This window comes from Burkholderia cepacia GG4 (assembly GCF_000292915.1).
Classification (GTDB): domain Bacteria; phylum Pseudomonadota; class Gammaproteobacteria; order Burkholderiales; family Burkholderiaceae; genus Burkholderia; species Burkholderia cepacia_D.
The window spans coordinates 756,241-769,710 of record NC_018514.1; the positions used below are offsets into that span (position 1 = coordinate 756,241).

12 protein-coding genes are annotated in these 13,470 nt (G+C 60.3%); 7 read left to right on the plus strand and 5 right to left on the minus strand.

Annotated features, from left to right (window positions below; translation table 11 throughout):
• Positions 1-34 precede the first annotated feature (34 nt).
• The 5 genes from GEM_RS19220 to GEM_RS19240 all read right to left on the minus strand — a co-directional run bounded on the left by GEM_RS19220 (position 35) and on the right by GEM_RS19240 (position 4,114).
• A complete protein-coding gene (locus GEM_RS19220; RefSeq protein ID WP_014899040.1) occupies positions 35-1,489 on the minus strand; it encodes a DHA2 family efflux MFS transporter permease subunit in 1,455 nt (484 codons plus the stop codon).
• The gene (locus tag GEM_RS19225) at positions 1,486-2,049 is read right to left on the minus strand and encodes a cysteine hydrolase family protein (protein WP_014899041.1); all 564 of its coding nucleotides are present in this window, start codon (positions 2,047-2,049) and stop codon (positions 1,486-1,488) included. The genes GEM_RS19220 and GEM_RS19225 overlap by 4 nt, the downstream gene beginning before the upstream one ends.
• 70 nt (positions 2,050-2,119) lie before the next feature.
• Positions 2,120-2,575, minus strand: a complete 456-nt coding sequence (locus GEM_RS19230) for a MarR family winged helix-turn-helix transcriptional regulator (protein ID WP_014899042.1) — start codon at positions 2,573-2,575, stop codon at positions 2,120-2,122.
• A gap of 185 nt (positions 2,576-2,760) precedes the next feature.
• The gene (locus tag GEM_RS19235) at positions 2,761-2,997 is read right to left on the minus strand and encodes a DUF7661 family protein (RefSeq protein ID WP_014899043.1); all 237 of its coding nucleotides are present in this window, start codon (positions 2,995-2,997) and stop codon (positions 2,761-2,763) included.
• 46 nt (positions 2,998-3,043) lie between these two features.
• Complete coding sequence (locus tag GEM_RS19240) at positions 3,044-4,114, minus strand: serine hydrolase (RefSeq protein ID WP_014899044.1); 1,071 nt, start codon at positions 4,112-4,114, stop codon at positions 3,044-3,046.
• A gap of 390 nt (positions 4,115-4,504) precedes the next feature.
• On the opposite strand from GEM_RS19240, the gene GEM_RS19245 reads away from it, so the two are divergent.
• From GEM_RS19245 to GEM_RS19275, 7 genes are read left to right on the plus strand one after another with little or no spacing between them, the layout of a single operon-like run.
• On the plus strand, positions 4,505-7,036 hold the full coding sequence (locus GEM_RS19245; RefSeq protein WP_014899045.1) for a type VI secretion system Vgr family protein: 2,532 nt from the start codon (positions 4,505-4,507) through the stop codon (positions 7,034-7,036).
• Between the two features lie 5 nt (positions 7,037-7,041).
• Positions 7,042-8,016 carry a DUF4123 domain-containing protein gene (locus GEM_RS19250; RefSeq protein WP_014899046.1) on the plus strand — a complete coding sequence of 325 codons (975 nt, stop codon included), beginning with the start codon at positions 7,042-7,044 and terminating at the stop codon, positions 8,014-8,016.
• A gap of 43 nt (positions 8,017-8,059) precedes the next feature.
• Positions 8,060-10,960 (plus strand): T6SS effector BTH_I2691 family protein, encoded by a 2,901-nt coding sequence (locus GEM_RS19255; protein ID WP_014899047.1) that lies wholly within the window; start codon positions 8,060-8,062, stop codon positions 10,958-10,960.
• Positions 10,957-11,688: a putative type VI secretion system effector gene (locus GEM_RS19260; protein WP_014899048.1), complete on the plus strand. Its 732-nt coding sequence runs from the start codon at positions 10,957-10,959 to the stop codon at positions 11,686-11,688. Before GEM_RS19255 ends, GEM_RS19260 begins: the two co-directional genes overlap by 4 nt.
• Positions 11,689-11,709: 21 nt before the next feature.
• Entirely contained in the window at positions 11,710-12,441 is a 732-nt protein-coding gene (locus GEM_RS19265) for a putative type VI secretion system effector (RefSeq protein WP_014899049.1), read from the plus strand.
• A gap of 21 nt (positions 12,442-12,462) precedes the next feature.
• Positions 12,463-13,194, plus strand: a complete 732-nt coding sequence (locus GEM_RS19270; RefSeq protein WP_014899050.1) for a putative type VI secretion system effector — start codon at positions 12,463-12,465, stop codon at positions 13,192-13,194.
• Between the two features lie 11 nt (positions 13,195-13,205).
• Entirely contained in the window at positions 13,206-13,457 is a 252-nt protein-coding gene (locus GEM_RS19275) for a PAAR domain-containing protein (protein ID WP_014899051.1), read from the plus strand.
• Positions 13,458-13,470: the final 13 nt, after the last annotated feature.

A 13,470-nucleotide genomic window follows, 5' to 3' on the forward strand; every position in this document is an offset into this window, starting at 1 on the left:
TAGCGGCGCTGCGCGCACGGCGCAGCCCCGACACTCAGCGCGAACCGGCCCGCGCGGCCCCCGCCGGCCGTCCGCCCGCGCCGCTCGACCATCGCGGCAGCCGCAGCGTCGTCGCGAAGCTCGCCGCATGCAGTGCGCAAAGCAGGCCGAACGTCCACGCGTAGGCGGCCCCGTGTGTGCCGCCCGTCGACGTGGATTCGGCCTGCAGCCGCCACGCGAGAAACAGCGTGCACATCGTCGTGAACGTTGGGCCGCCGAGGCGCTGGACGATATTGAGCGACGTCGTCGCCATCGGCAGGTTGCGCCGCTCGACCGACGCATACGCGGCGGAAATCGACGGCACACCGATCGCGCTCTGGCCCATCCCGCGCAGAAACAGTGCGGGCACCAGCACGGCGGGATCGTAGCCGGCCAGCGCGAGATACACGAACGGCAGCGTCGCGGCGAGCGCGAGCAGCGCGCCGGCGGCGGCCAGCCGGCGCACGCCGAACCGGCCGGTCAGCGCGCCCATCGACGGATAGGTGACGAGCATGCCGAGCCCGAGCGGCGCCAGCAGCCAGCCCATCTCGCCGGGCGAGCGGCCGCACGCTTCGATCAGGAACACCGGAATCAGCATCTGGCCCGCGTAGATCGCGCCGTTCGACAGGAACTGCGTGGCCGCCGCCGCGCCGAACACACGCGAGCGAAACAGCGCGAGGTCGATCAGCGCACGCTCGCCTTTGCGCCGCTCGACGCGCAGGAACGCGGCGAGCAGCAGCACCGAGCCCGCGATGGCGGCGATGCCGGGCACCGCGTTGATCCGCTCCGCGCCATACAGGAACAGCACGAGCGCCGGCGACAGCAGCGCGAGGCCGACCCAGTCGAGTTCGCGCTGCTGCGTTTCCTCGCGGTCGCCGGGCAGGAACCACACGGCCAGTGCCAGCGCCAGCGCGCCGACCGGCAGGTTCACGAGAAACAGCCAGCGCCACGACGCGTACTGCAGGATCGCACCGGCGACGATCGGGCCCAGGATCGGCGCGATCAACACGGGCACCGCCGCGTAACCGATCACGCGCGCCATCTGCTGACCGGCGACGCGCGCGATCATCATCTGCGCCATCGGCGCGAGCAGCCCGCCGCTGACGCCTTGCAGCACGCGGAACGCGATCAGCGACGGCGCGGACCATGCGAGCCCGCACAGCGCCGAGGTCAGCGTGAACGCGGAGAAACACCACAGGTACAGCGCTTTCGCGCCGATCCGGTCGACCAGCCAGCCGTTCAGCGGCAACACCAGCGTGAGCGCGAGCAGGTAGCCGCTCGTCACCCACTGGATCGTCGACAGGCTCGCGTGCAGGTCGGCCGCGAGGCTCGACAGCGAAACGTTGACGATCGTTGCGTCGAGCTGCGACAGCAGCGAGCCGAGCGTCGCGACCGCGCTGACTTTCCAGATCGACGGATCGAGCCGGCCGGCGGCGCGGTCCGGTGCCGGCTGCGCGCGGTTGTCGCTCACGCGCCGCGCCGCTCGAGCAGCGCGAGGATCTCCTGCGTCGAGCCCGTTTCGCCGAGCCGCGGGAACAGCCGTTCGACGCTGTTCGTGTGCGCGTCCGCGTTCAGGTCGGTCATTGCGTCGACGGCGAGCGTCACGTTGTAGCCGAGTTCGTGCGCCTGGCGTGCAGTCGATTCGACGCCGATGCTGGTCGCGATGCCGGTCAGCACGATCTGCGTGACGCCGGCTGCCTTCAGGTGCGCGTCGAGATCGGTGCCGGTAAATGCGCCCCAGGTTGTCTTGGTCACGACGTGGTCGCCGGGCTGGCGGTTCAGTTCGGGGACGAATTCGGCCCAGTCGGCCGGGAACGGATCCTTGCGCGGCGGTTGCTCCGTACGGCCCGGCGCGCCGCCGTCGACGTTGACGAGCACGACCGGCAGGCCGCGCGCGCGGAACGCGTCGAGCAGTTCGCGGGTGCGCTCGATCACCGGGGCGACCGGATGGGAGGTCGGCAGCGTGAGGATGCCTTTCTGCAGGTCGATGACGACGAGTGCCGTGTGCGTGTCGAGACGGGTTGTGCTCATGATGCGGATGCTCCGTGCATGGGGAGAAGGGGCACGCGCCGCACGGATGCCGCGCGGCACGCGCGCGGGGTCACTGCTCGCCGATGCGCCGGATCAGCGGAATCGCGGCGGCGAGTGTGCGTATGTCTTCGGCGTCGAGCTTCTCGATCGCGGCGCCGAGCCACTTGTGCTTCGCGGTGTCGCGCTTGCGCCGTGCCGCCAGGCCGGCCGCGGTCAGCAGGAACAGGATCTGGCGGCCGTCGGTCGGATGCGGCTCGCGTTCGACGAGCCCGTCTTCTTCGAGACTCGCGAGAATCGCCTTCATCGACTGCGGCTTCATCGCCTCGGCGCGCGCGAGATCGGCGGTCGTCATCGGGCCCTGTCGTTCGAGCCGCGCGAGCGCACTCGTCTGCGACATGCCGAGCCCCTCGGATTCGATCTCGGCGCGCAGCCGTCGAATCAGCTGGCCGACCGCGAGGGTCAAGTCGGCGGCGACGGTGTCGGCGGAAATGCGGGGTGTGCGTGGCGGAGTCATGCGGCGGATCATAGAACACGACAGTTAAACTTGCAAGTTTAACTGTCTAGTTTGGTGGGCGTTCGTGATGCGCGGTGCACGACGTCGACGCACCGCGCACCGACGCACGATGCGTCGGCGAGGCCGGTTGGAGAGAACAGCGGGCGGAAGCTCGGCAACCGCCGATTGTCGGACCGTGGGCGGTGTGCGGCCGGACGCTACGTTCGGCGCGGCAACGGAACCGGCACGACGTCGTTGTACTTCGGCGACGCATTTTCGTGCAGCAGGTCGCCGAGATATTGCGCGAGTTCGTCCGCGGCGAGCGCGGACGGAACGTGCAGGTTGGCCGGTCGCCGCTTGCCTTCGGTGCCGAGATCGAACACGGTCCAGCGGCCGTTCGTCCGCACGACGGCGAGCAGGCGTCCGAACGCGTTGAAACGGTATTCGTCCTGCATGGCATCGCTCCTTCGTGGATGAATGTGCCGGCCGCGCGCGTCGCGTTTACTGGATCGAGCAGGTCAGCCAGCGATGGATCTTCAGCGCATCGCTCGACATGCCGGCGCGGGTCGGCGCGCCGAGCAGCACGACCGTTTCGCGGCGGCCCTTCACGCGCATGCGCATCACGACGCCGTGCCCCGATTCGTTGATGAAGCCGGTTTTCTGCAGTCGGATCGGCAGGCGACCGTTACGCACGAGCGGATCGGAGTTCACGTACAGCAGCTCGCCGTCGCCCGCCTGCACGGTGGTCGACGTGTCCGTCGAGAAATAGCGGATCAGCGGATCCTGCGCGGCCGCGCCGACGAGCCGCGCGAGATCCTCGGCGGTCGACACGTTGTGCGGCGACAGGCCGGTCGGCTCGCGGAAATGCGTATGGCGCATCCCGAGCCGGCGCGCCTCGCGGTTCATCGCCTTCACGAACGCGGCACGGCCGCCCGGATAGTCGCGGCTCAGCGCGGCGGCCGCGCGATTTTCCGACGACATCAGCGCGATATGGAACATCTGGCGGCGCGACAGTTCGGCGCCGATCGGCAGCCGCGAACCGGTGAACTTAATCGTGTCGCGATCGCGAGAGGTGACGCGTAGCACGCCGTTCATCGGCCGGTCCGCGTCGCGTGCGACGATGGCGGTCATCAGCTTCGAGATCGACGCGATCGGCCGCACCGTGCGTGCGTTGCGGGCCAGCAGCGGCGTGCCGGAGTCGACGTCGAGCACGTAGGCCGCGCGCGAATGTAGCGAGCTCACCGCGCGCGGGCTGTAGCCGCAGCTCGCGAGCAGGCGCGGCTGCGCGGCGGGGCGCGGGCGAACCGCGTTCGTGCGTTCCGCGCGCCGGTGCTGCGGTGCGGGCGCCGCGTGGCGCTTGACCGCATGATGCGTCACGCGCGGGCGGCGGTGCTTGACGGCCTTGTGCTTGCGGTGGGCGGGTTGCTCCTTGACGACTTTCGCATGCGCATGGGGCGCCGCCGTGCGATGCGGCTGCGCCGACGCGTTCGTTGCGAACGCAAGTGTCAGGAACGAGAGGGCGATGAGCAGGGTGGTCCGGGCACGAGGCAGGCGCGCGATGAGGCCGGTCAAGCGAAAGTCTCCTTTTCACGCGCGTTGCTGCGGCGCGAAATGCGTGGGCGGTCAGCGGGTGCGGGAAATTATAAGGTCGATCGCGTGGCGATGACGATGGATGAGCGCGCAATGATGCGTGATGCACGTGGATTCATGCTGTTCCTTGGCTGTCAGCGGAGCAGCCGTATCCGGGCCATGCTCACGGAAATGATATGTGACTCAAAGTTATGGATTACACCGAATGGCAATAATTACCTAATTGGATTGTGTTGGTAAATGTTACTTTTTGGGAGGTAAATTTATTGAGATTAGTGGGTAGGCGCTCAGCACTGTCGTGTTGTTCGGAAAGACATTTATAATCAGCCCTCGGCAGAAACCCACCTGAATACCAAACCAAGGGCAAGCTGCATGGGCCACACCGCACTTTATAAGACGTTGCGTCTGGGCAACGCGCAATACAATCGTCTAGTCAAACTCGACACGCCGCTTGGCGTCGATTGGCTATTGCCGCTCTACGTAAAAGGAACGGCCAAGCTGGGCCGCGATTATGAATTCGTGGTTGATGCGGTTTCGCCGCGCGGCAGTCAGATCGAACTCAACGCGCTGCTTGGCAAACCCGTCACGCTTTGGATTCAACAGACCGACGGCACGTACATGCCGATCCACGGTTACGTTCACAGATTCAGCCGGTTGGGATTCGATGGGACGTTGACCTATTACAAGCTGGTATTCTCGTCCTGGCTCTATTTCTTGCGGCTGCGTCGCGATATGCGCGACTGGCAGGAGCAGAACGGCGAGCAAATTCTGACCGACGTCTTCAACGAGCATCCTCAAGCGCGCGGCGCGTTCCGCTACGATCTTCACAAGCCGCTGCCGTCTTATTCGAATCGAGTGCAGTGGGAATATGACCTGAACTTTGTCTACCGCAGCCTTGAAGAAGTAGGCGTGTTTCCGTACTTCGAGCAGGCGGACAACGGCCGGTCGCACATGATGGTCCTGACGGACGACGTCTATTTCGTCCCGCAACTGAGACAGTCCATTGTCGAGTTCAGTCACACGGGGTTCAGTGGTGAAATGGACGGATTCGTGCAGTGGAAGGAGCAGCTTCAGATCGAAAGTGCTCAACTGACATCGCGCTCGTTCGACTACAAGCGACCTGATCTTCCGCGGCAGGTTCAAGGCGTCACCGATACGCAGAGCGAGTTGCCGACGGATGGCGAGGTCTACGACTACCCGGGCGCATACATGTGGTCGGACCGTGAGCAGGGCGAGCGCCTCGCGCAGATCCGACTGGAGGAGAGGAAGTCGCGAATGAAGCGCTTCCACGGAGTGGGCGGCTTGCGCTGCGCGATGCCCGGGCGGCGCTTCGAATTGCACGGCCATCCGGTCCATGACGCCGGAAGCCAGCCGGATCGTGAATTCGTGTTGCTCGGGGTGGACTGGCTGATTCGCAATAATCTGCCTGGTCTCGATGAGGTGGGGGATTTTCCCGACGGCCTGGCTGCGGAAATCGCGGAAGCGAAGGTGGGTGCGACGGTGAGCCACGCGGATGGTGGCGAAGGTTTCTTTCAGGTGACGGTGGAAGCGCAGCCCCGCAACGTGCCGTTCCGCAGCCCGTTCGAGCACAAGAAGCCGGTCATGCAGTTGCAGAACGCGATCGTCGCTGGGCCCGGCGGCGAAGAGGTTTATACGGATTCGCTGAACCGCGTGAAGGTGTGGTTCCACTGGAATCGCCGCAACGGTCAGGATGAACGTGCGTCGTGCTGGGTGCGTCCGACCTTCCTTGATGCAGGCTCGAATCGTGGCGGGATTCAGCCGTTACGCAAGGGCGACGAAGTGGTCGTCGGTTTCATGGAAGGCGACTGTGACAGGCCTGTCATTATCGCGAGGATGTACGGGGGTGCTACGCAGCCGGTATGGCATACGAACGGCTTGCTGTCCGGTCAACGCTCGCGCGAGTATGGCGGCACCGGCTACAACCAGCTCGTAATGGACGACTCGACGCAGCAGAATCGGGTTCACCTTTACTCGAGCAGTTATCAGTCTCACTTGCACCTCGGATACCTGATCCAGCAGACGGACAATACGCGCGGTGCGTTCCTCGGCAGTGGTTTCGATCTCAAATCAGACGCCTACGGTGCCATTCGGGCGGGGCAGGGCTTGTTCGTATCTACCCACCCGACAGCGACGAACCAGCCGTTGAACGTGACTGCTGCTTCCGAGCAGTTAGCCAGCGCGGAAACCGTTGTTGATTTGACGTCGCAGGCGAGTTCGGCGAATCAGGCGGAGAGCCTGCAAGAAGGGCAGGACGCGCTCAAGAAATTTACCGACGCGACGCACTATAGCGTGAGCGGCGGCGCAGGCAGCGGCGGTCGTACGGGCGGCGGCGGCACGGGCAATGCGAATGGCTTTTCGACGCCGATCATGCTGATGGCGAGTCCTGCGGGTGTGGGGCTGTCGACACAGGAGTCGGCGCAGGTCACGGCGAACCAGCAGGTCAATATCGTCAGTGGCAAGAGCGTGCACGTGGCGGCGGGCAAATCGCTGATCGCAAGCGTGATGGAGAAGATCAGTCTGTTCGCGCAGAACGCTGGAATCAAGCTGTTTGCATCCAAGGGAAAGGTCGAGATCCAGGCGCAGAGCGACGAAATGAAGCTCTCGGCGCTCAATGACGTGACGATTGCCAGTTCGAATGGGAAAGTTGTTATCTCGGCAGAAAAAGAAATCTGGATCGGTGCAGGCGGCTCGTATATCAAGATCACGCCTGACCTGATCGAGAACGGCACCAGTGGCCAGATTCTGGAAAAGTGTGCGTCGTGGGACAAGCCGGGCGCATCGTCGATGCGTCTACCTTCGCCGATCGCCAGCGTGCCGAAGGGGTGTGCCTGGAAGACGGCTTCGGCGTCCGCAGATAGCGCATCGAGCGTTGTGCTGGAGTAATGGACATGGACAACTCAGACGCGCCAGGTATGGACGAATCCCGGGAGGCCGCCGCGATAGCTGCGGCTGTCGGCAGCTTGCGCACATATTTCAGCAAGCGGCCGGAGATGCACTGCTATCTCGTCGTCGATCCGAGCCAGCGGGATTTCACAAATGACGACGAGGAAGCCGAGCGGTTCCGGGAATTGACGCGTGCGATCGTGGAGATCAGGCACGACGCGTTTCCCGACACTCACCGGCCATATCTTGTCGACTTGGACCTTGCTACCCCCGAAGGGGCTGGAGTTTTGGCGGAGAGTGTGAAGATTGCCTTCGAGGATCGTCGCCCGATGTCAATGGCCGAAGGACTGGGGCAGCGTGTCGGTGGATGGCTCGCCAGTGAGGCATCGTTGGATGCGGTCGCCGAGCATTGGGGCCGCCACGTTCTACAGTACAACGAAGACGGGCTGCCGTCTGTGCTGCGCTTCTATGATACGCGAGCACTCAGTTTGATCTGGCCAGTGCTTTCCGAAGAGCAACAGCAGGCGCTGTTGGGGCCGGTAAAGGTCTGGCATGCGCTCGACGCGGGCGCCAAACCTCGAACGTACAGTGTGTCGGTAGGGTCACGTGCTGATCTTTCGTTGACGACGGAGCAATGGCAGCAGATTCATCGTCACGGATTGGTCAATAGAGCGCTTGCGTTGTATGCCATGAAGGTTGAACGTCAACCGGAATCATCCGAAGTTGCTGCGGCAGTCGCTGCCGCCGAGCGTGCGGAGCACTATGGACTCTTTGACCGGGACGATCGCGTGGCATTCATTGAGAATGCGCTGACATTGCATCCGCAGTTCGATCTACATCCGAAAGTGCTGCAGCTTTTGGGCGCGAGAGCGCCAGATAAGTTTTATACGGCAGCCGTTGGTGTATTGACAGAACAAGATGTCGCGGAAATTCGAGACGGTGCTTGGTACGAGCGATTGAGCGCTTCGTCGTTCCGTTGATTGGTGTTGGCAAAATTGCCTGAATTCGATACGAAGAGAGCGTATGGCAGCAAATAACCAGAAATGTGCCAACTGTGAGAAAACGGGGCTGCCGATCTTGCCGGTGCGGTACACCGTCCTGCCCAAAACGGTAAAGGCCAAGATGCCCGCCGGCATCGTCGGCGACCGTGTGACGAACGTCAGCCTCACCGAGCATCAGTATGGCCTCCGGACTTTGCGCGACGGTTGGCTCTATCTTTTCTACCCGGTAGGTGCACGTGGTACCAATTACTGGGAGGCATACAAGGTGACTGAAGACGGTAGGTTATGGAAGCAGTCGCGACCGCTGCCGTCGGTTCCGACGACCCATCCGAACTGTGCACAGTGTGCCATCGCCGTACCGATGGATGTCATCGCGATCGAGCAACCCGAACTGTGTACAGGCAAGGTCTATATCGCATTCTCGCAACTTGCATGGCATCCACGAACGTTCGATAAATACGAGGTTTACGTAGACTTGCGTGAACAACGCATGCAATGGATCGAGCCGTCAAAATGGATCGCTACCGGAAAGGATGGGACAGGCCACGCGGTCGTTGCAACGGAGTCGTCAGTTAACGATGTACTCGAGTACATGCCGGGCCTGGATGCAAAACAGTTGGGCCTGTTTGACGACAAGCAGCGCTTTACTGCAGACGATGGTAGCTATCGAGAAGATCTGCTTGCCCGTGAGGTGTCGCGTTATCCTTTGAACATTCGGCAGGCATCGCCAGCATCGGCGAGCCAGTCGCTTGTGAAAATGATGGGCCACGTTGGGAAAAAGGATGCCGGCGGTGGCGGGGCTGCTCCGTCGACCTATCCCCCAATGTTGTTCGCTTTGTGGGATGCGGTCGGCAACGTTCACGAACTGAACGGCTTTCGAAACGACCCGGTATCCTGGCTCGACCGATATGGGTCGCAGCAGGAGCTCGGCATGAAAGTGATGGCCCTGAACGACATCGACACGGCCAAACGTATCGTCGATTCGCGTACGAAACAGAACCTCGCCACTCAGGAGGCCATGGCGAAAGAGGCGCATGCGATGACTCCGCTCGGCTCGGCGACAGCCCGCGCGGGTTTGGCCGCGCAACGCACCAGAGCGCTGGTGGGCGCGGATGCTGTGCGTGCCCAAGAGATCAATGCGTATTATGATGATCTCGACTGGATGGCTGCCAATAACATCCCGGGGAGCTATCAGACGCGTCTTATCCAGATTGGCCGATTTAGTCGCGCGGGCAGCGCGAGTTCAAGCGCGCCCTACCTTGGCAAGTACCGCGATGAGATCATGGGCGAAGCGCGTGAGTATGCGAAAGCGCAACCCGGGTTCCATGATCGCAATCTGGACAGAATGCAGAAGTCCGAATGGTCTAGGTACGAAGCCCGGCTTCAGCGCAAGCGGATCGAGGACTTCCGCAAGCCATACAAGAAATTGCAAGACACCGTGTTCCAATTGCAGGAAACGCGCAGCAACGATGTCGGAAAATGGTTGCGGGCGAAACTTCTTTCGGACACGCTGGAGGACTATTACTGCGACGATCTTAGTGACAGCTTCGAATTCGAGGTTGTGGTTGCAATGGCAATCGACGGGCTGGGGTCAACGCCCAAAGGGCTTACGATTCTCGATGATCTGGTCGGGCGCTGGAAGCCGACGGACAAGGAAAGCATAGTGTGGCGGGCGGTTGCCATGAACCATCCCGCTGGGCGCGAAGAGCTTGAGAAACTGCTCGCCAGCGCGTTGGAGCACAAGGATAAGCCGCTGGAGGACGATGGTGTCAAATATGTCGTAACGGCGGTGAAGTACATCGGCAAACTGACCGACTACTATAAGAAATATTCGAAATTGGCGCTCGAGACAAACCCGGCGAAGATTTCGTACTTGGGAGCAATGTACAAGGAGCAAGGGCGTGACGTTCTGCTCATGAATATTGGTGATCGAGTCTTCGAAAAACTTCGAATCAACAAGTTGGGCGATTTTGTCGGGGAGAAGATTGTTCAGACGCTGTTTCTCCAGCGAGCGGGCATACCTGTCGAAGACGCGCTGACACTCGTCCGCAAGCAAGCCCTGTATGACAAAGTGAGTCGAAGCGAAATTTTGCAGCGCTTTCGTACGGCGCGAACCGTGTTAACGGCGTCGACGAAGGCGGGGCCAAACCCGACCACCGAGTTGTATGAGGTGTGGGAAAAGTTGAAGGCCGACAAGGACGCGAACGCGATGAAGGAACTTCGTCTCGGTCGTATCGCGGTGATTGCTGCGCTGTGTGAGTTGGTGAATTTTTGGCATCTGTTGTCTGAGGCCAAGGATGAAGATACCAACGCTAAGCTGATCAAGTCGGGCGCGTCGCTCAGTGCGTCGATCATCACGATTACGATGACTCCGTACTACGGGGCGCTGAAGAAGGCTGTTCGGACGATGAGTTGGAAGATGGTGGGAGGCTTTTTGTCGGGAGCTGGGGCATTTGCTGCAGCATGGTTGGACTATGGAGCAACTCAAAAAAAGCTGAAGAGTGGTCAGTATGACGTCATGTGGGTCTTGGTCGCCAAAACGATGTTGGGGGTCGCCGCCGGTACGGCCTTTGTCATCGATGCCATCAGTACTGCTGCACCGTTATTCAAGAAGTTGGCAGCCCGCTCAGGGAATAGAGTTGTCATCATGGCGGTCGAGACTGTTGCATCGCGGGTGGCAATGGTTGCATCGCTCCGAGTGGTAAGCATGCTGATTACATGGGAAGCGACGATTGGGGTGCTTGCACTTCAAATACTCGCCGACGTCCTGACCCCGAACGAGTTGGAATCGTGGTGTTCTCGCTGTGCATTTGGCACCGGGCAAGAGGCTATTCTCCGTGTGAAAGATCACGGTGTCGAAAAATACGCGGATATGGCACAGCAGGAAAAAGCCTTCGATAAGGCAATGACGGAGATGGCATGAGCTTGGAGCGCGAATACCCAGTTCAGGTGTTGCGAGGCACGATCAGCAGGTTGAAGTCCCGACGGCGCCAGCAGGACTTTGTCTTGAATGAAACCGAGCATGCTTATATGCAGGCAACGGCCGCAGGTGCTGCGTTGGCCGGCATGGGGGCATTCGCGATCGGATTGGTCCAATCGTCTGCGAATTCCGAGGAGGAAGCGGACTGGGTGGAATTTGAACTCGACGGCAAGCAGATCGAGGGATGGCTCTGGAAGATGCCGATGAAAGAGGGTGACGAGGTGGAGATCGTAGCCGAACCGAGGCCGCGTGATCGGTACTTTGCGTATTCAATCCGGAGAGTCGGGGACGATACGGTGGCGGTGTATCCGCATGCGACGAGGGGAAGGACGGCCCTTTATCGATGGCTGATGAAGATCATGTTGTGGTTTTTTGTACCGATCTTCGCCCTAATGTGCTTCATGCTGTCACGTGATGCAGATGGTATCGACAGGACGACCCTCGTGATAGTCCTCGGCGGGGCAGGTGTCTTTTCTCTATTGATATTCTGGATCTTATTTTATCGCGCTTATCTGAAGATGAAGCGCTTTGCCAAATTGGCCGAAGTCATTTTTTCGTGTTATGGCTGGAGGGATGTACGTAAAATCAGCCTGATACATTCGTCGAAACAGATGAGGCCGGAGAATCGGGATCTTGACTACGGCATTCACTACTTTCGTTATCGGCCTTGAGGGGTGGATGGCGGAGATAGCATGAGTTCGGAGCGTGAATACGCAGTTCAGGTGCTGCGAGGCAGGATCAGCAAGCTGAAGTGCCGGCGTCGCCAGCAAGACTTCGTCTTGAGTGAAGCACAGCACGCCTACATACAAGCGACGGCGGCCGGTGCAGCGTTGGCTGGCATGGGTGCATATGCAATCGGGTTGATTCAGTCTTCAGCGAACTCCGAAGAAGAGGCGGACTGGGTGGAGTTTGAACTCGACGGCAAGCAGATCGAGGGATGGCTCTGGAAGATGCCAATGAAAGAGGGTGACGAGGTGGAGATCGTAGCCGAACCGAGGCCGCGTGATCGCTACTTCGCCTACTCGATCCGAAGGGTCAATGATGATGTTGTCGCGGTTTATCCGCACGCGACAAAAGGTAGGTCAGCACTCTATCGATGGCTGATGACGATCATGTTGACTACGTGGGTGTTTTGCAGTGGCATTGTAACGGTCCTGATGTCCCGCGATCACGCGGGAGTTGATTTAAATACGCATATCTTAGTAATGGCCGCCGCATGGATTTTTTCGTTACTTGTTTTCTGGATATTATTTCACCGTGCCTATCTGAAGATGAAACGCTTTGCTAGACTGGCTGAAGTCATTTTCTCATGCTATGGCTGGAGCGATGTGCGCGGGATCAATCTTGTGCGCTCGTCGAAACAGATGAAGCCGGAGAAGCGAGATCTCGACTATGGCATTCACTACTTCCGCTATCGGCCTTGAGGTGCGGACGGCGGAGGTGGCATGAGTTCTGAGCGAGAATATGCGGTCCAGGTGCTGCGAGGCACGATCAGCAAGCTGAAGTGCCGGCGTCGCCAGCAGGACTTCGTCTTGAATGAAGCACAGCACGCCTACATACAAGCGACGGCGGCCGGTGCGGCGTTGGCGGGCATGGGGGCATTTGCAATCGGGTTGATTCAGTCTTCAGCAGACTCTGAAGAAGAGGCGGACTGGGTGGAGTTTGAGCTGGACGGCAAGCTGGTCGAGGGATGGCTCTGGAAAATGCCGATGAAAGAGGGTGATGAGGTCGAAATTGTTGCTGAGTTGAGGCCACGGGATCGATACTTTGCCTACTCCGTCCGACGGATCAGTGATGATGTGGTGGCAGTGTATCCGCACGCAGCGAGAGGGAGGTCAGCACTTTATCGATGGCTGATGAAGATCATGCTGAGTCTATTTATCCCTATTTTCGGGTTGTTGTGCATTCTACTATTCCGCGACGCCGATGGTATTGAGCGAACGACGCTTGTAATATTCCTCGGCGTAACCGGCGCCGCCGCTCTAATGATCTTCTGGATACTATTTCACCGTGCTTATATGAAGATGAGGCACTTTGCTAAATTGGCTGAAGTCATTTTCTCGTGCTACGGCTGGGGCGATGTACGTAGGATCAATCTCGTGCGTTCGTCGAAGCAGATGAAGCCGGAGACTCGGGACCTCGAATATGGCATTCACTACTTTCGCTACCGCCCGTAAGGCAATCGACGATGATGAATCTCATCCGCATCGGTGACGACACCGACCACGGCGGCAAGGTGATTACCAGTTCATCGACGATGCGTTTCGATGGCCGTTTCGTTGCTCGCAAGGGCGACGAGGTATCCTGCCCCCAACACCCAGACGTCAAACCGAATTTGATCGAGGAGGGCGACGAATCGATGACAGATAACGGGGTTCCGATTGCCCGGCACGGTCACCGGGCGACCTGCGGCTGTCACCTGATTTCGAGCCTTACGTGACCTGGACGAATTG

Excerpts from the sequence above, each read along its gene's own strand:
- GEM_RS19225 (WP_014899041.1), bottom strand. The coding sequence starts at position 2,049 with ATGAGCACAACCCGTCTCGACACGCACACGGCACTCGTCGTCATCGAC.
- GEM_RS19230 (WP_014899042.1), bottom strand. The coding sequence starts at position 2,575 with ATGATCCGCCGCATGACTCCGCCACGCACACCCCGCATTTCCGCCGAC.
- GEM_RS19235 (WP_014899043.1), bottom strand. The coding sequence starts at position 2,997 with ATGCAGGACGAATACCGTTTCAACGCGTTCGGACGCCTGCTCGCCGTC.
- GEM_RS19245 (WP_014899045.1), top strand. The coding sequence starts at position 4,505 with ATGGGCCACACCGCACTTTATAAGACGTTGCGTCTGGGCAACGCGCAA.
- GEM_RS19250 (WP_014899046.1), top strand. The coding sequence starts at position 7,042 with ATGGACAACTCAGACGCGCCAGGTATGGACGAATCCCGGGAGGCCGCC.
- GEM_RS19255 (WP_014899047.1), top strand. The coding sequence starts at position 8,060 with ATGGCAGCAAATAACCAGAAATGTGCCAACTGTGAGAAAACGGGGCTG.
- GEM_RS19260 (WP_014899048.1), top strand. The coding sequence starts at position 10,957 with ATGAGCTTGGAGCGCGAATACCCAGTTCAGGTGTTGCGAGGCACGATC.
- GEM_RS19265 (WP_014899049.1), top strand. The coding sequence starts at position 11,710 with ATGAGTTCGGAGCGTGAATACGCAGTTCAGGTGCTGCGAGGCAGGATC.
- GEM_RS19270 (WP_014899050.1), top strand. The coding sequence starts at position 12,463 with ATGAGTTCTGAGCGAGAATATGCGGTCCAGGTGCTGCGAGGCACGATC.
- GEM_RS19275 (WP_014899051.1), top strand. The coding sequence starts at position 13,206 with ATGATGAATCTCATCCGCATCGGTGACGACACCGACCACGGCGGCAAG.